This window comes from Nostoc sp. (assembly GCF_036917575.1).
Lineage (GTDB): Bacteria > Cyanobacteriota > Cyanobacteriia > Cyanobacteriales > Nostocaceae > Nostoc.
The window spans coordinates 132,330-149,761 of the sequence record NZ_JBALDC010000004.1; the positions used below are offsets into that span (position 1 = coordinate 132,330).

Annotated in this window: 18 protein-coding genes; 8 read left to right on the forward strand and 10 right to left on the reverse strand. The window is 40.7% G+C overall.

The window, feature by feature from the left end; all coding sequences use genetic code 11:
* Positions 1 to 12: 12 nt before the first annotated feature.
* Positions 13 to 351 (reverse strand): 2Fe-2S iron-sulfur cluster-binding protein, encoded by a 339-nt coding sequence (locus tag V7K79_RS00750; protein ID WP_335043758.1) that lies wholly within the window; start codon positions 349 to 351, stop codon positions 13 to 15.
* A 75-nt stretch (positions 352 to 426) separates the two neighbouring features.
* Between V7K79_RS00750 and cimA the strand changes: the two genes are divergently transcribed.
* Positions 427 to 2,082, forward strand: coding sequence for a citramalate synthase (gene cimA / locus V7K79_RS00755; RefSeq protein ID WP_335043759.1), 1,656 nt, complete (start codon positions 427 to 429; stop codon positions 2,080 to 2,082).
* Between the two features lie 21 nt (positions 2,083 to 2,103).
* Here the strand turns inward: cimA and V7K79_RS00760 are convergent, their stop codons facing one another.
* Together V7K79_RS00760 and V7K79_RS00765 are read right to left on the reverse strand one after the other, a co-directional pair.
* Complete coding sequence (locus V7K79_RS00760; protein WP_335043761.1) at positions 2,104 to 2,226, reverse strand: hypothetical protein; 123 nt, start codon at positions 2,224 to 2,226, stop codon at positions 2,104 to 2,106.
* A complete protein-coding gene (locus tag V7K79_RS00765) occupies positions 2,220 to 3,098 on the reverse strand; it encodes a M48 family metallopeptidase (RefSeq protein WP_335043763.1) in 879 nt (292 codons plus the stop codon). Before V7K79_RS00765 ends, V7K79_RS00760 begins: the two co-directional genes overlap by 7 nt.
* Positions 3,099 to 3,445: 347 nt before the next feature.
* Between V7K79_RS00765 and V7K79_RS00770 the strand changes: the two genes are divergently transcribed.
* Complete coding sequence (locus V7K79_RS00770) at positions 3,446 to 3,946, forward strand: hypothetical protein (protein ID WP_335043765.1); 501 nt, start codon at positions 3,446 to 3,448, stop codon at positions 3,944 to 3,946.
* A gap of 272 nt (positions 3,947 to 4,218) precedes the next feature.
* On the opposite strand, the gene V7K79_RS00775 is transcribed toward V7K79_RS00770, so the two are convergent.
* From V7K79_RS00775 to V7K79_RS00785, 3 genes are all read right to left on the reverse strand, one after another.
* Positions 4,219 to 5,154 (reverse strand): hypothetical protein, encoded by a 936-nt coding sequence (locus V7K79_RS00775; RefSeq protein ID WP_335043766.1) that lies wholly within the window; start codon positions 5,152 to 5,154, stop codon positions 4,219 to 4,221.
* Entirely contained in the window at positions 5,151 to 5,981 is an 831-nt protein-coding gene (locus V7K79_RS00780) for a hypothetical protein (protein ID WP_335043768.1), read from the reverse strand. The genes V7K79_RS00775 and V7K79_RS00780 overlap by 4 nt, the downstream gene beginning before the upstream one ends.
* A gap of 106 nt (positions 5,982 to 6,087) precedes the next feature.
* Positions 6,088 to 6,600 (reverse strand): hypothetical protein, encoded by a 513-nt coding sequence (locus tag V7K79_RS00785; protein ID WP_335043770.1) that lies wholly within the window; start codon positions 6,598 to 6,600, stop codon positions 6,088 to 6,090.
* A gap of 434 nt (positions 6,601 to 7,034) precedes the next feature.
* Here V7K79_RS00785 and V7K79_RS00790 point away from each other — a divergent pair, with 434 nt between their 5' ends.
* From V7K79_RS00790 to ftsH3, 4 genes are all read left to right on the forward strand, one after another.
* Positions 7,035 to 7,820 carry a hypothetical protein gene (locus V7K79_RS00790; protein ID WP_335043772.1) on the forward strand — a complete coding sequence of 262 codons (786 nt, stop codon included), beginning with the start codon at positions 7,035 to 7,037 and terminating at the stop codon, positions 7,818 to 7,820.
* 97 nt (positions 7,821 to 7,917) lie between these two features.
* A complete protein-coding gene (locus V7K79_RS00795; protein WP_335043774.1) occupies positions 7,918 to 8,337 on the forward strand; it encodes a GNAT family N-acetyltransferase in 420 nt (139 codons plus the stop codon).
* A gap of 17 nt (positions 8,338 to 8,354) precedes the next feature.
* A complete protein-coding gene (locus V7K79_RS00800; protein WP_335043776.1) occupies positions 8,355 to 9,149 on the forward strand; it encodes an aminotransferase class IV in 795 nt (264 codons plus the stop codon).
* 113 nt (positions 9,150 to 9,262) lie between these two features.
* On the forward strand, positions 9,263 to 11,104 hold the full coding sequence (gene ftsH3, locus V7K79_RS00805) for an ATP-dependent zinc metalloprotease FtsH3 (RefSeq protein ID WP_335043778.1): 1,842 nt from the start codon (positions 9,263 to 9,265) through the stop codon (positions 11,102 to 11,104).
* 753 nt (positions 11,105 to 11,857) lie between these two features.
* Here ftsH3 and V7K79_RS00810 read toward each other — a convergent pair.
* Positions 11,858 to 12,076: a hypothetical protein gene (locus tag V7K79_RS00810; protein WP_335043780.1), complete on the reverse strand. Its 219-nt coding sequence runs from the start codon at positions 12,074 to 12,076 to the stop codon at positions 11,858 to 11,860.
* Positions 12,077 to 12,536: 460 nt separating this feature from the next.
* Here V7K79_RS00810 and V7K79_RS00815 point away from each other — a divergent pair, with 460 nt between their 5' ends.
* Complete coding sequence (locus V7K79_RS00815) at positions 12,537 to 12,662, forward strand: hypothetical protein (protein WP_335043781.1); 126 nt, start codon at positions 12,537 to 12,539, stop codon at positions 12,660 to 12,662.
* A gap of 116 nt (positions 12,663 to 12,778) precedes the next feature.
* Here V7K79_RS00815 and V7K79_RS00820 read toward each other — a convergent pair whose 3' ends face one another.
* The gene (locus V7K79_RS00820) at positions 12,779 to 13,555 is read right to left on the reverse strand and encodes an ABC transporter permease (RefSeq protein ID WP_335043782.1); all 777 of its coding nucleotides are present in this window, start codon (positions 13,553 to 13,555) and stop codon (positions 12,779 to 12,781) included.
* A 519-nt stretch (positions 13,556 to 14,074) separates the two neighbouring features.
* Between V7K79_RS00820 and V7K79_RS00825 the strand changes: the two genes are divergently transcribed.
* Complete coding sequence (locus V7K79_RS00825; RefSeq protein ID WP_335043785.1) at positions 14,075 to 15,223, forward strand: DegT/DnrJ/EryC1/StrS family aminotransferase; 1,149 nt, start codon at positions 14,075 to 14,077, stop codon at positions 15,221 to 15,223.
* A 99-nt stretch (positions 15,224 to 15,322) separates the two neighbouring features.
* Here V7K79_RS00825 and V7K79_RS00830 read toward each other — a convergent pair whose 3' ends face one another.
* The gene (locus tag V7K79_RS00830) at positions 15,323 to 16,069 is read right to left on the reverse strand and encodes a DUF561 domain-containing protein (RefSeq protein WP_335043787.1); all 747 of its coding nucleotides are present in this window, start codon (positions 16,067 to 16,069) and stop codon (positions 15,323 to 15,325) included.
* Positions 16,070 to 16,271: 202 nt separating this feature from the next.
* Positions 16,272 to 16,814: a Uma2 family endonuclease gene (locus V7K79_RS00835; protein WP_335043789.1), complete on the reverse strand. Its 543-nt coding sequence runs from the start codon at positions 16,812 to 16,814 to the stop codon at positions 16,272 to 16,274.
* Positions 16,815 to 17,432: the final 618 nt, after the last annotated feature.

Consider the following 17,432-nt stretch of genomic DNA (forward strand, 5'->3'; position numbering starts at 1 on the left):
CTTAACTCCTTTTTAACCTTTTGGTGTCCACACTATTCGAGAACCTTGTCCCCAAAATCCATCAAACTTTGTGACTTTCACATCGCCTAAAACTTGAGTTTGACAAGCTAAACGTAAGTCTGTTGTAGGAGAATGGGGAGGAAGCGAACGCCGTGCTTGATCGCGCCAATTCGCTGCTGATACTTCGCCCTCTACCTTAACCGCGCAGGTTCCACAACTGCCAATGCCCCGACAGTTTATCACCTTAGCACCGTCATTGTAGAGGTGAATACTATTTTGCAGCAAAATCTTGCGGAGATTGCTTCCATACTCGCAATCAATTGTTTTACCTTCAGCTAGTACCTTAGGCATTTTTAAATTGCCAAACTGGCTTTTTGTTGTATATTGACACATTGCCTCGAAAGTTGTCTCGTCGGTCCCAGTTTTATGACCACAAATTCTTCACCTCAACTTTGGATCTATGACACTACATTACGGGATGGCACTCAGCGCGAGGGGCTATCTGTATCGATAGAAGATAAGTTACGCATTGCCCGTAGACTCGATCAATTGGGAATTCCCTTCATTGAAGGTGGTTGGCCTGGTGCTAATCCCAAGGATGTACAATTTTTCTGGCAACTCCAAGAAGATCCGCTTAAACAGGCAGAAATTGTTGCTTTTTGTTCAACTCGCCGCCCCAACTCCACTGCCGCCACCGAACCGATGTTACAGGATATTTTGGCTGCGGGAACTCGCTGGGTAACAATTTTTGGCAAGTCTTGGGATTTACACGTGACAACAGGACTCAAGACGACATTAGAAGAAAATTTGGCGATGATTCGCGACACAATTGAGTACCTCCGTTCTCAGAGTCGCCGGATTATCTACGATGCCGAACATTGGTTTGATGGCTATAAGCATAATCGAGATTATGCTTTACAGACATTAGAAACTGCGATCGCATCTGGTGCAGAATGGCTAGTCCTCTGTGATACCAATGGTGGCACTTTACCCCATGAAATTAGCCAAATTGTTCAAGATGTAGTCAAGGTGACTGGGGAATGGGGACTGCGGACTAGGAAAGACTCTTCCCAATCCTCAATTCCCCAAATTGGAATTCATACTCATAATGATTCGGAAATGGCTGTTGCTAACGCAATAGCCGCCGTGATGGCAGGGGCAAAGATGGTACAGGGCACAATAAATGGTTACGGTGAACGTTGCGGTAATGCTAACCTCTGTTCGTTAATTCCCAATTTACAACTGAAGGCGGGTTACAGTTGTATCACAGAAGACCAGCTTACACAACTTACAGAAGCTAGTCGTTTTGTGAGTGAGGTAGTCAACCTCGCGCCAGATGAACACGCTCCCTTTGTGGGACGTTCGGCTTTTGCCCACAAGGGCGGTATTCATGTATCAGCAGTGGAACGTAATCCCCTGACTTACGAACACATTCAGCCAGAACAAGTCGGGAATCGTCGCCGCATTGTGATTTCAGAACAGTCTGGACTGAGCAATGTTTTAGCCAAAGCCCGCAGTTTTGGCATTCAATTGGATCAACAAAAGGCAGAGGCTAGAGAAATTCTCCAGCGCCTCAAGGATTTGGAGAGCGAAGGATTTCAATTTGAAGCCGCAGAGGCCAGTTTTGTACTATTGATGCATGAAGCTTTAGGAGATCGCCGAAAGTTTTTTGAAGTCAAAGGTTTTCAAGTCCACTGTGACTTAATTGAGGGGAAAGAAACTAGCAATGCCTTAGCTACAGTTAAAGTTGCTGTTGACGGGAAAAATATTTTGGAGGCGGCAGAAGGTAACGGGCCTGTGGCAGCTTTGGATGCAGCTTTACGCAAGGCTTTGGTGAACTTTTATCCCCAAATTGCAACTTTTGATTTGACAGATTACAAAGTGCGGATTCTCAACGGACATACGGGCACTGCGGCAAAAACCCGTGTATTGGTAGAGTCAGGCAATGGTCGTCAACGCTGGACAACAGTAGGGGTTTCTACCAATATTTTGGCGGCTTCCTATCAAGCGGTGGTAGAGGGTTTAGAATACGGTTTGTTGTTACATTCCCAAGCAGAAGCGGCTTTAAAAGCTTCTAGTTGACAAAAGGGATATTTAGTGTAATTAAAGTCTGCGTTTTTTGATGAAAAGGAGAAGCGATCGCACTTTGGCGATCGCTTCTTGCCATTTATTAACAATTTTGTGCTTATGTAGCGAAAAAACAGCTGTAAATAAAAGCTTTACCAATTGCGCCATCCACCTTTGGGTGCAAATTCTTTATCAGTAGACTTCAGTCCGTGACTTTGCAACAGAGTTTGATATTCTATGCTGCTTGCCCAACGGTCAATTTCTCGCGCCCGCAGTACTGGCACTGGATGGGTTAATTGAGCTGTACGGGCAGTTTTGACCATTTCACCCAGTTCTGTCTTGCTGATGTCATCGTAAGCACGGGCTTGGGCAACAAAAGCATCGAGATTCAGTTGGGGCGCTAAGGTGGGAGAACCACCTGCCAACTTCATCAACACGGACATAACAACTTTCGGGTCTTGGGTTGCTAGTAATGCGGCGCGATCGCAGGTAAACTCAGCACAACGTACCCATTCCAAAAGTTGTGCCTGTATGGCTTGAGCAACGAAGGTTCCGACATTGGGCACAATCGCCGCAGCTAATATTAATAAATTTACAGGAGTCAAGTAAACACTATGGTCACACTTGAGATGTCCCAACTCGTGGGCGATTACTGCTTGTATTTCCTCTGGTGTAAGGATATCAATCAGGGAAGTGTGTATCACCACAAAAGGTTGCTTACTCCGCATTGCAAAAGTATAGGCGTTGGGAGCCGGATGTTGCCGGACATACAACTGGGGAGGATCTATATCCAGGGTTTTACAGGCGTCTAACAACAGCTTGTATAAATCAGGCAGTTGCTTTTCACCTACCAGAATGCTGGAGGCAATATTTTCCACATAGAAAACCTGCTCTGCCATTGGGCCGAGCCAATTTCGCACCAACATATCTATGCCTGGTATCTGCTTGAGCGCTCTGGTAGCTTCCAGGTCTAATGGATGACGAAAGGAGTCAGCTTTTAAACCAATTAGCGGGGTTTTGAAGAAGGACATAGTGCAGCAAGCTATAAAAAAACACAATTATGGAATCTGGCTGGATAGATAAACAGCCTCCCACAGTTAGTATAACGATTTCAGTAGAGGGTTTCCTTTCTTGCATACTTGCGGTTTGAAGCTCTTAATTTTCAGAGACTTCAATTGGTACAGTTTTATTCCTGGCGATGCCTGCGGCGGCAAGATACGCAGTATTAAAAGCGGCTTATCAAGTCAAAACGCGTAACTTTCTGCACAGCTGCTCATTTTACCCCTTTGCTGCATACGCCTACCGTGCAAACCCTGCCCTTTAGTGTCCGTTGCAGTTAATCTTGATTGGACACACTAATTCACGCTCGGAGAATTGAATGCGCTTTGGTTTTTTTACTTTAACTTTATGTGTTCTCGCACTAGCGGCAACAAGTGGGCACGCCGCTCAGTCTCCCAAAATCCCAGCACTGGTGATGACTAGTCCAGATTCAGCTGAGGCCAACTACGAAGATAAATGCAGCAACGGCAGCAACCTTGACCAGTTTAATCGCGATAAGTTTCTTAAACTTATGCTTGCCGATAAAAAATCAAAGCTATCTCAACTGAAAGTAGCTCTCCTCAATGAAATTAAACAAAGTGGTGATGAGCCACGAGGCGAGGGTGTCTATATTGGTGAATGGAATCAAACCTTCCATGACCGAAGTGGTTGTGGCACAAACACTAACAGTTACTCAGCATTTGTTGTTACCGTGAGTGGTGGAAATGCAAACCATACGGTCGTGAAATATTTGGTCACGATTGATGACGACGATAACGCAGGTAAAAGAACCCTGAAAATCCACGACATCCGCCTAATCAACCTACGAAATGATAACTGAGCAAGCCACTTCTCCTCGCTTCCTAGTTCCTGCCCTTGTAAACATATAAACTTGCATATTCAAACTGTGTACCTTATCTCCGAACAGTAGAACGAGGGGTGAAATGAGCAACTGGCTTCTCTGTGGTTTGATTTTCCGTGACCTGTGCGTAAATCCTGAGAAAGTCTGATTTAATTTGGGTAAGATTATTTTAATATTTCAGATAACCTAATTTTTGTTTTAAAAGAATCTTTCATGAAACAACATTTTTATCAATGCCTTACACCCCATTTTCAAGCTAGTAACCAACGCATAAAGCATTTACCAATTTGCCCTACTATCAAATTAAAAATCCATTTTAATAACGGCCCAATTAGTGACAAAAATAGCCAAATTAAGAAATCAGTAGGAGTAAACCTAAAAATACTAGAAATGATACAACTTAATCCCCATGCCAGCCAATTGCGATATTGATAATTAATAGAAGTCCATCTAGGAAGTTGATTAACAAGCCAATAGCGAATAGTAGCAAATACAAAAGATGTTATTAGCCCAACAAATATTGATAATGAAAGTGCCAAATGTAATTTCCAAGTTAAAAAAGCAGCAGGAAAAAGCGAAGCTAGTTCCCAAGCTAATAAATTTAATTTAGTCTGAAGATAGCTGAGGATTTTTTCAATCAGCCAATAATATATACAAACAATATTTAAACATTCAGAATTTTGGATAAAATTATTTTTTACTTTGTGAAGAATATCGCCATGAAATAATATGTTACTTTGTAACACAATATCTTCTTCTTTCCACAAATACAAAGCTGACGTATCTTCTCTATAATACAAATTAAAAGTAAGTCCGTACTGTATATTTAATTTATTTTTTAATAATTTGCTCCAAAGTAATTTGATGAAACTTACTATAAAAGTATCGTCAAAAAATTTTAAAATTTTAATGTGTTTTTTAGCAACTACTAATTTTTGGTATTGTATAGTATTATCACTAAAGCAGTTATAGTACAAAATATAAGCTATTAATTTTGGCGGGATGTATACAGAGCAGCCTATTTTTCGCGCTTCCTCAATTTGTTTTAAAATTGCCTTATTTAGATAAAAAGTATACTGTCCTGGTTCAACTTTAATTTCAAGTTTTATAGGAATGCCTTGGGGTATTTGCACAAACAAAGATTGAACATCAGCTTCGCGATCTGTGTGTGTTTTCTCAGCGTTCATTGTCGGGATAATTTAGCGATATTTTGTACAATACCAATCAGAAAATCTAGTGTACCACGCCATTGTTTTTCTCCAGCAACTACCCCTTCATTATGTATTTTTAAGATTAAATCTCTATCACCTTCAGGTAATTGAAATAGTTTTTTATTGTAACGACTGATAATATCTCCATCTAACTGCATAACTGTTTGAGCATAAATAATATCAATATTTACGCTGTTAATATCACCACCATTAAGTGCAGCTTTCAATTCAGAGATTTTTCGCAGTGTCCGAATAAATTTATCATTCTTCAAAAGTTCTTCAATCTCTTGCCACCTGTGCTGTAAACTTTTTAGATTATTTTCTTCTGGATCTGTAACAGGAGTTGGAGCAGGCAATATTGGTCGAGCTAACTTTATATATACTTCATCAGTTGGAACAATATTTGCTTTATGTTCCACCTGATATTTAAGACGCTCCTGATATTGGATTATTCTGGAGTCTGGCTCACTATTCTCAGTACTTTGTTCTAGGAGGATGTAAAAATATTCTTTTTCAATTTGCGAAAATAGACTAGTATAACGCTCGCGTAGTTCTTGAGCTTGAGTTTTTTCTGGTTCTGGTAAATTGTCTGGATTTGGAATACCTTTGACATCAAAGTAGTCTTTATCATTTATTGAATAAATCTCTTCATACGCTTGCCAAGCATTAAACTTTGCACCAGTAATTTGATCCACAACCATCGTATTTACTTCTAAAGCTGTAATATCATCAACTAATTCATGTACAGATGAGACTACTTTCTCTAGCAAATCTTTGGCTTGTTCTTGAATTTTGTTAGGCATAGTCATAATTTCCTTGATTTCTTTAAAGCAAATTAACCTACAGGTTTGGACAAGTTCATATCCCGTAGGTATTTGAGGATTACTATCAATTATCAATTAATAAATATCAAATATTGGGACGGGATAGCGATTGTTGCGAAGTTTTTTGAGATTTCATGATTTCTATAAAAAATCCATACAACTTATGCAAACTTTCTATATTTTTTTGCATAATTTCCCGGCTTTCCTTGATTTGAGTCAGATGAAATTCGCGAAGTTCTGTATATGGTCCACTACCAACAAATTGACTGCCAACTTCATTATTTATATCACCATCAATGAGATTGATTATGGTATACATCCGATTACCTGTTTGAGCAATTTGCTGCTTTTGTGGTTGTTCTGACTGAATAGACGAGTCTGGAACCCAAGTAGTAATTTCTAACTCGATAACTTCTACTATTGCTGTTTGGATAGCATCAATAACGTCATCAATATTGAATCCTTCTCCTTTAGCATTTAGCTTCTTAACTTTTATTTTAAATTCACTACTCGCTTTGCTAAAATGACTATTATTCTCCATACTTTCGATGGACTGACCATTAATTTCTGTTTTTTCGTTAAAAGTATTATTCACCATGATATTTTAGAGGTTACAGATTTAAATATAAACAAAATATAATTTTAGGTTATGTCAAAACCTTTTAAGGCTTTTACTAAAAAAAGTAATCAAAATCAAAACAACTTAATACTTTAGTAAAAATTTACTAAAAAAGTTATAATTTTTAATAGCCAAATTTATCTTAGAAAAAGAATAATATCATTTGAGATTTTGCAGCCACCGCGTTGCAATAAATCCAGTATTGTGGTGGTGGTTTACCTATATTTACTTTATAAATAAGCTCTAAGGTATATCTCCGAATCAAACAAATTTAAAGTATAAATTATTACTTAATATTTCTTGAGTCAACTTTTTTATCTGACCTAGTAAAGCTTACACACCAAGCGACTCTGACTTTTTTGAGGTTATCATGTATACAATAATATAAGTATGGTAATAAAGACAAGGAAAATATGTTGTTATCTCGTCAAACTTTTGCTACACCTTTTGTAATTTTTATGTGTATTTTAGGAGTTAGCTTGATTCAATTACCCCAGTTGCAAAAACTAATAAATAGAAAGCAATCTGCCTCTTTAGAAACTTTAGAAAAAGAAATAAAATCTGAAAACATCCGCCTTAATTTTCTTCAGAAAATGCCCAGTTTTGGTTATGATAACTTCATTGCAGATTTGGTTTATCTCAATTTCCTTCAGTATTTTGGAGATGATGAAGTTCGAGATGAAACAGGTTACAGTTTAAGTCCAGAATATTTTGAAGTTATTTTAGAACGTGACCCACGATTTTTAGCAGCGTATCGCAGTCTTTCGATTAGTACTTCATTGTATGCTGGTATGCCAGAACGTGCGATCGCATTGTCAGAGAAAGGCTTAAAATCAGTATCTCCGTTAGTCCCTGAAAAGTCTTATTATATATGGCGTTTTAAAGGAGTTGATGAATTATTATTTTTAGGCAACGCTCAAGCTGCCCAACAGTCTTTTTCAATGGCAGCAAACTGGGCAAGTAAATTTTCAGATCCAGAGAGTCAGCTTATAGCGAATACTTCCCAAAGAACTGCTGAATTTTTGAGTCGAAATCCTAATAGTAAATACGCTCAAATTTCTACATGGTCAATGGTTTTAAGTAATAATGCCGATGAAAGAACTCAGAAACGTGCAATTAAAGAAATCGAAGCTTTAGGAGGAAAAATAGTTACAACTCCTGAAGGAACTTATAAAATTATATTTCCCCCTAAAGATTAAATTATTATTTATAACGGGTTGTTGCAAGTATAGTAGAGAATTATATTCACACAAATTTTTTGAAGTTTCTCACCTATGATTGAATAAAGTAATACTTATGTCAATACAATTGGCAGAATCTGACTTTCAAATATTAGAATGTTTTCCTGTTATTTCCCAGTTGCGCCCTCACCTTGAGCAGACTAAGTTTATAGAAAAAGTTCGATATCAAATGAAAGAAGGATATCAACTTACATTCTTAGAAGTAGAAAAACAAGCTGTGGCAGTGGCTGGATTTCGCATTTCTAATTGTTTAGCGTTGGGAAAATTTTTATACATTGATGATTTAGTTGTTGATGAGTTGCAGCGTTCGCATAGCTATGGGCAACAGTTATTTCAGTGGCTAATTGAATATGCCAAAAATCATGAGTGTAAACACCTGAGTTTGGATTCTGGTGTTCAGCGATTTGCAGCCCACAGATTTTATCTCATGCAGCGTATGAGTATTACAAGTCATCATTTTTCAATGGAGTTGTAGCGATAAGCACTTTGGTTGTGACAAATAATATTTTTTGGTATGACGGCAAATTAATTCACTCTCAAACCTTAGAATTAAACATTAACGATCCGGGTTTACTTTATGGGGCAACTGTTTTTACAACATTGCGCGTTTATGAGAACTCCCTAGATAGTAATTTAACTAATTGGCAAGCACACTGCGATCGCCTACTTTCCTCGTTACAAACCTTTAAGTGGCAGCAACCCGATTGGAATCGTCTGCGTCAAGGCGCTCAAACTCTTCTAACACACTTTCCCGTTCTCAGAATTACTCTCTTTCCCGATGGACGAGAGTGGATAACTGGTAGATTCTTACCGCCAGATTTGACAGAAAAACAAAATAATGGTATACAATGCGCTGTTGCAAATCCAGAATTTTATCGCTCCCTCCCCTCTCATAAAACTGGAAACTATTTGAGTGCTTGGTTGGCAAAAACTAGCTTAAATGCTCAAGAAGCAATATTAGTCGATACTGAAGGAAATTGGCTAGAAACCAGTACAGGCAACCTTTGGGGATGGTGCGATCGCAGTTGGTACACGCCACCGTTGACAGCCGGTATTTTGCCGGGAATTGTGCGATCGCAACTTGTAAACTGGTTGCAAAACCACCAGCAGCCAGTGCGAGAAGAAACTTGGAGCGTCGAGTTAGTCCAGAGATTTGAAGCGATCGCTTACACTAATAGTGTGGTAGAAATTATTCCCATTCATACCGTTCATCTGCCTTCAGGATCGCTACAATGTAATCCCTACCATGATAGTTTTCAACTTATAAGGGAGCTTTTTTTAAAATGACATCTACGCCAAATTTGTTATATCTTAAGATAAGTTAACATAATTCTTAATAATCACCTTGGCGATCGCAGATGCTAGGCGATGGTGCGAAAAATACTGGAGGATAGACCTTAGTGAATAAAAGATGGAGAAATGCAGGGCTGTACGCGCTGCTGTTTATTGTCGTCATTGCGCTGGGAACAGCATTTTTTGACAAACAACCTCAAAGTAGAGAAACGTGGCGATATAGTCGCTTTATTCAAGAAGTTCAACAAGGCAGAGTCGAAAAAGTCAGTTTGAGTGCAGACCGCTCTACAGCACTGGTAACACCCAAATATGACCCAGCCAAACGGGTTGTTACCTTAGTCAACGATCCAGACTTGATTAATACTCTGACTAATAAAGGCGTTGATATTTCTGTTTTGCCCCAAACCGACGAAGGATTTTGGTTTAAGGCACTGAGCAGCTTATTTTTCCCTGTATTGCTTTTGGTTGGCTTATTCTTCTTGCTACGTCGCGCTCAAAGTGGCCCAGGCAGCCAAGCGATGAACTTTGGCAAATCCAAAGCCAGAGTGCAAATGGAACCACAAACTCAGGTGACATTTGGCGATGTCGCTGGTATCGACCAAGCCAAGTTGGAATTAAATGAAGTCGTAGACTTTCTGAAAAATGCCGATCGCTTTACTGCTGTTGGTGCAAAAATTCCTAAAGGTGTGTTGTTAGTTGGCCCTCCTGGTACAGGTAAAACCCTTCTAGCTCGTGCTGTCGCTGGTGAAGCCGGTGTACCCTTCTTCTCAATCTCCGGTTCGGAATTTGTGGAAATGTTCGTAGGTGTGGGTGCATCCCGCGTCCGCGATTTATTTGAACAAGCTAAGACCAACGCTCCTTGTATCGTCTTCATCGATGAAATTGACGCTGTAGGTCGTCAACGGGGTGCAGGTTTAGGTGGTGGTAACGATGAGCGGGAACAAACCCTCAACCAGTTGCTCACAGAAATGGACGGCTTTGAAGGTAACACAGGTATCATCATTATTGCCGCTACCAACCGTCCCGATGTCTTAGATGCAGCCCTGTTGCGTCCTGGCCGCTTTGACCGTCAAGTTGTGGTAGACCGTCCCGACTATGCCGGACGCAGCGAAATCCTCAAGGTACACGCCCGTGGCAAGACCTTGGCGAAAGATGTGGATTTGGATAAAATTGCCCGTCGTACTCCTGGATTTACTGGCGCTGATTTATCCAACCTGTTGAATGAAGCCGCAATTCTGGCAGCACGCCGGAATTTGACTGAAATTTCGATGGACGAAATCAACGACGCGATTGATCGCGTATTAGCTGGGCCAGAGAAGAAAGACCGGGTAATGAGCGAAAAGCGCAAAACCTTGGTAGCATATCACGAAGCTGGTCACGCTTTAGTTGGTGCTTTGATGCCTGACTATGACCCAGTGCAGAAGATTAGCATCATCCCTCGTGGTCGCGCAGGCGGTTTAACTTGGTTTACCCCCAGCGAAGACCGGATGGACACTGGTTTGTACAGCCGCGCTTATCTGGAAAATCAGATGGCTGTGGCTTTGGGTGGTCGCCTCGCTGAAGAATTAATCTTTGGTGAAGAAGAAGTTACCACTGGTGCTTCTAATGACTTACAACAAGTAGCCAGGGTTGCGCGTCAGATGATTACCCGATTTGGGATGAGCGATCGCTTAGGCCCTGTTGCCCTTGGTCGTCAACAAGGTAATATGTTCCTCGGACGCGATATCATGTCAGAGCGTGATTTTTCTGAAGAAACCGCTGCTGCCATTGATGAAGAAGTTCGCAAGCTTGTAGATATAGCCTATACACGCGCTAAAGAAGTGTTAGTGCGTAACCGCCACGTTCTAGATCAGCTAGCGCAAATGTTAGTTGATAAAGAAACAGTAGACGCTGAAGAGTTGCAAGAAATTCTCTCGAATAACGATGTGACAACCGCTGCGTTTGCCTAATTTAATGACTAGATTCGGAGTTAAGAACAATTCATATAGCCGTAGTCACATAGGTTAGGACATTTGAAAAGAGTGAAAGCTAGGAATAGTAATAGTTTTACCTTCTGCCTTCTGCCTTCTGCCTTCTGCCTTCTGCCTTCTGCCTCCTGCTATAACTCCTCATTGTTAAAAAAGCCCGGTCATGAAGACTGGGCTTTTTTGTGGGGTTATATACCCCGAAGGTTTCGTTATAGAGTTTCAGTATAAATCGCTTCTCTGATAAAGACTACCAGATGAACATAATCAATTCCGGAAAATTAGAAAAGTTTTTTAGATAACTCAAAGTATTTGCTGTTTGACAGTTGGCAGCATTTGGTTGACTTCATGCTTAAGGACTCAGTTCTCTTCATAGTCACTGACTGATCCTAAATTTTTTAATTTGGAATTGCTTCTGGATTAAAGGTTTGCACTTTACAAGCCATTTTCAGGAAGTAGAAACGGCTAGAGAAAGTAAAGACAATCATATAGAAAGATGAATTATCGGTAAACCAAAATTTTTTACCGAAAAGCGATCGCTAAAATTTTTGTAGTCTATGATACTGTGTGAAAATTAGAAATCAGGATAATTCTGAGATTTTACAGAATTATCCTGATTTTTTTGAATGCAAAAGCATCCATGCATCCTGTGTAACACCTCTTATGGCGATCAAAAGTGTTCTCCTTTAGATAGATAGCTTTTTGAATCTTTACTTGATATTCAACCAATTGGCGATTTTAAACTCTGGATGTCGGTTTTAAAAATAGCCACGCCACAAAGAACGTAGCCGCCGTGAATAATTGCGTCAAATCCAAAGCCGAGATATAACCATCTGCAAATGAAGCAATACTGCGATCGGTAATGCCAAATACCCAGGATGAGAGGCCAAATAGCCAAATCCCATTCTTGAGATTTCCGACGAATTCTTTAGAGTCCGATCGTTTTTGATCTTTCATAATCTTCTGTTCGGTTGGTGAAAAATCTAGTGATTGATGTGAAATACCTACCATTGGGAATTTTTCTAACTCCTGAGGCTGAATTTACACTTTCTATTAACAATATTAATAAATATTTCAGCAGCTTGACTTCCGTACTCAAAGGTACATCTCATAATTATGACATTCTTTTTTTGGTTCTGTTACCTCTGATAGACAGCAATGCGTTGAGTTTTCAGCTTTACAGCATCGGGTTTGAATACTGAGATTGCATTATTTTTAAATAACCATATAAATATTTATTGATGCTTCATAGAAAATACTTTATGGGATAGATGCGTTTCTAAAATCTTTTTATATTTCACTTGTGTAGAGATTTTGTATGGGCGTACAGCTAGCTATCATTGGTGTCAATTTAACGTGAAAGCCAGTTGAGAACCAGCTTTTAGCAGATTGCCTCGTTCCTAGTTGGAAACTAAGAATGCTCCTCATTGAGGCTTTGCCTCCCAAACTCGCGGCACAACCGCCAGGAGTAGCATTTCTAACCCCTGGCTGGAAACGAGTTTTTAAAGGAGTTTTAGCTGAAGTTGACACGTATGACAGCTAGCTATGCGTCCCTACAAGGAATGAAATACTTATTTTGGAGTAGATTAATCCCTTTACCCTACTCAGCACTCTCAACTCAGTACTGGCTCAACACCTCGATACTGCTAAGAGCACTCTTCATCTGACCAACTGCGCCGCAGAATTAAAAAATTGCCGACACAATCCCTTCGTGACTAAAACTGTTGTCAACAAGTTAGCAAAAGCAACCATAAACATAATCAAAACTTCGTAGGAGACAGCATCTAGAGGTTTGACACCAGCTAATAACTGTCCGGTGGTAATTCCTGGTATTGCGACCATACCTATGAGTATCATTTGATTGAGAGTAGGAATCAATCCGGCTTTGATGGCGTCTTTGCGATACTGGCTAACAGCTTGCTCTGGAGTTGCACCTAAGCTTAAATGGGTTTCTATTTCTAGATGGCTGGAATTAATGGTGCTGACAAGGCGATCGCCTGCTAACGCAGCTGCATTCGCAGCATTACCCAAGACTATCCCTGCTAGGGGAATTATATAGCGTGGTTCGTACCATCTCTCTTGTTGAACGATCAAGAAGTTGATGTAAAACACTGTGACGGCTGTACTAATTAAAATTGCACCCCACACCAAAGGCAATAGATAAGGAATTTTTGGAGTAATGCGATTTCGTGCGACAATCGCCGTAATTGTCAGCATTATTGCTAATAGCGTCAAAACTGCCCAAGCATTGTCTAAAGCCAAGATGAAATCTAAAATGTATCCCAATACAAGAAGTTGTAAGATGGTTCTTCCGGTAGCAAGGGCTAGGTTCAACTCTAATCCTAATTTTTCCCAGGCAGATAAACCAATGGCGATCGCCATCAATCCCACAGCAATAGCTAAATCCACGAAATCCAGCTCGATTAGATTCTGCATAAGTTCTCTATCTCGTAGTATTTTCTTCTCAAAGCAGCACACACACCTGGAACTTTGACCAGATGTGTTGGATCTTGAGTAAAAGGGACTGGGGACTGGGGATTAGGGGCTGAGGATTGGGTTTTCAAACTAAAAATTATGGAATTTGCTTTAACTCCTGCCAAATTTTTAAATGTTTTCCCAGTCCTCAGTACCCAGTCCCCAGTCCCAAAGCGGCGTTCCTCCCTTACCAACAAGTACGTATCGTGTGGGACTTCTCGCCGAGACGCGTTGATATATATCACTTTCATCAATTCAAAATTCCAAATGGTATGACACTAACATGGCAAACACCTAGTATGCCTACTATCTGTAAATTAAATGTGCAGTAGTTTACCGCACCACAATTTAAGTAAAAACCCTAATAGATGCGTATCTTGGGCGATAGTCTTTTAGTAGCTCCTCTTTGATTAACAATTCAATCAGCAAAAATTGACTGTTGAAGTGCATCCTTTGTATCTCCCGATAAAATGAGAACTCATGATCCAAAGTGTAAATCCCATCCCTGCCTTTGATATCAAGCAGCAATACACCACCATCGAAGCAGAAGTAAGTGCAGCCGTCTTGGAAGTTTTGGCTTCTGGTCGCTATATTGGCGGCCCCTTAGTCGAAGGCTTTGAACAACAGTTTGCCGCTTATAATACTGTTACTGAATGTGTGGCTTGTAATTCTGGTACTGATGCCCTCTACTTAGCGTTACGAGTCTTGGACGTTGGTGCAGGCGATGAAGTGATTACAACGCCTTTTACCTTTATTGCGACATCTGAAGTAATTAGCGCCGTGGGTGCAAAGCCTGTTTTCGTTGATATTGACGCGACTACGTTTAATTTAGATGTAGAGCAAGTTGCAGCAGCGATTACACCTAAAACTAAAGCGATTATCCCGGTTCACCTATTTGGACAACCTGTGGATATGACATCATTGATGGCGATCGCTCAGTCTCACAATTTATCAATAATTGAAGATTGCGCTCAGTCTACAGGGGCAATTTGGGCTGATGAAAAAGTAGGAAGCATTGGACATATTGGTTGCTTTAGTTTCTACCCTACCAAAAATCTTGGTGGTTGCGGTGATGGTGGAGCAATAACGACTAAAGAGCCAGCGATCGCCACTAAATTGCGAATACTACGAGATCATGGTAGTAAGATTCGATATTTACACGAAGAAATCGGTGTAAATAGCCGCTTGGATGCTCTCCAAGCAGCTATTTTGCAGATTAAGCTACGTTATTTAGATATTTGGAACAATCGCCGCCGAGATATTGCCAATTATTACTACCAGTTTCTTAGTCAACTTCCGGGGATTGTCCCACCCCAAGAATTACCTGAGGGTATCGGAGTTTGGAATCAATATACTATTCGCATATCCGGCGAAGGGCGCAATGGTTCTAGCGCCAAATATCGAGATTGGGTGCGTAGTCAATTGCAAGAACAGGGCGTGAGTTCAATGATTTACTACCCACACCCTTTACATTTGCAGCCAGTTTATCAAAGTCTGGGCTATAAAATTGGAGACTTACCAATAGCAGAGCAAGCTTGCCATGAGGTTATATCCTTGCCTATGTTCCCAGAACTGACACAACAGCAGCAAGACCAGGTGATTTATGCATTGAAGGATTGTTTGGGGTGAGGGAACTGGGGACAAGGTGACAAGGTGACAAGGTGACTAAAGTTAGAACTTGCAACAAGTCTTTTCCTTCCCCTTGTCCCCAAGTCTCTGCCCAATCCCCTACTTATCAGTCAGCACTTTTGCAGTCGCTAAGGCTTCTACTAGGCCACGCACAGCAGCAATCATTGCGACTTCGCTATTGAGTTGGTTTATGGCGGAACCAACACCAACACCAGCAGCACCAGCGGCGATCGCTAACGGTGCAGTAACGCTAGAAATGCCTGATGCACACAATACTGGCACTGACACCACACGGGAAATCTCAAAAGCTGCTGCCAAGGTGGGAGCAGCTTTTTCAATTAATCCTAGAGTTCCGGGGTGAACTGGGTTACTGCTAGTACCGCCTTCGGTTTGGATAATATCTGCTCCAGCTTTCACCAGTTCTTCTGCTAGCTGTACTTGTTGATCTAGTTCTAGGATGTGGGGAACGGTGACAGATAGGGTAATTTCTGGGAGGAGAGCGCGAGTTTGCTTAGTCAGCGCTAGTACTTCCACAGCCTCAAAGCGGCGTCCTTGAGCATAGAAGGAATCAAAATTCCCGATTTCAATTAAATCAGCACCAGCTGCCACTGCTTGCACAAATTTCTCTGGTTGTACTGCTGACACACAAATAGGTAAATTTGTCAAACTTTTAGCTAGCTGGACTAAAGCTGGATCGGCGGCAATATCGACAAAAGTAGCACCGCCAAAATCAGCAGCTTTGACAGTAGCAGCGACGCTAGAGGCGTCGAAGTTATTCAAGCCGCTAATCACTTTGAGAACGCGGCGGTTAGTAAATGCACGTTGGAGTCTGGAATGCATCGTCATAGTTTGGTTTTTGAAGCTACGAAAATTAGGTATATTCTACCGTCCCTCAGTTGATGAGAGACTAAATCACTATAGTAGTTGCCAAATATTGATAATTTTATCCTTGGGGCCACTAATCAAAGTTTTGCCATCTGTACTAAAAGCGATCGCATAAACTTTTAGTTCCATCTATCTTAAGTCTGTAGGGTCTTATACCACTATCCTAGTCAAACTCTAGAGGCCACAAATCTGCAATTGGTACTTCCCATCCTGGGAGCAGTTCGGGAACTGTTAAAATATCGCCATCACGAAGTATTATTGCCTCTTGTCCAAAGTTGTAAACTTCAACAATCCGCTCATCTGGATTGAGCAAAATTCCTACCTTAGTTCCTAAACTCAGAAATTCTTGAATTTTGGCTCTGAGATCCTCTAAATTATCGCTAGGGGACTTCACCTCTACAGTCAAATCGGGAGCCAATTGAGCAAAGGATTTCGGACTGCGACGCAAGCGTTCGGCTAAAACAAATGAGGCGTCCGGTGCGCGCAAATCTGAATTTGGCAATCTGAAACCAGCGCTAGAAGCTGCTGTTCGTCCAAGTTTGCGCGGTCTAACCCAGTTACGTAACTGGGCTACCATTTCAGCTGCGACTTCATCTGATTCATATCCCGATGGACTCATGACAATAATATTACCCTTGACTAGTTCCATACGAAAGTCAGGATGCTGTTGCTGCATTTTTTCCAAGTCTTCAAGCGTTAGGGACATAAAACCTCTAATTATCACACGCCCTGTATTTATATTATGATTATTGGAGACAACAGACCTCTCCAGGTGCGATCGCCTGAAATAGAGTCGTCACTTTGAGGCGATCGTGAAGGCAATAAGCGCGGTTGTACAAAGCGCAACCGTCACTACTGGAATACCATTTTTAGTTGTTAATAACTGAACTCGAACCCCGTAGAAATAGCATTTTTTTGAAGCTATGTAACCCGGAGGCAGAGCGTTTTTGGCTTTGCTCTGTATAATCCTCTAATTTGACCATTTTCATTTCACTAAATGAAAGATACAAATATTTTCTCCTCTGCTCCTCTGCTAACCTAAATGTATCAACCTTAAAGTGAAATGGTATAAGGGCTAAACTCATGCATTCAGGAGATTTCAGCTTAAGTTGACTACCAATGCACAGATGTATGCTCTTAGATTGGATGTTTTTTCACTAAAAGTCCTTAATTCAATATTCGCAAAATTTTGAGAAGAATAGAACAGGCGAAAAACTATGAACATCAAGAGGGAGCATCCCACTTTGGCGAAAACATCAAATAGTGAGTGTTCCATTAAGGTAAGCACAACGGACAGAAAGTACCGAATTAACGTTCTCAATTT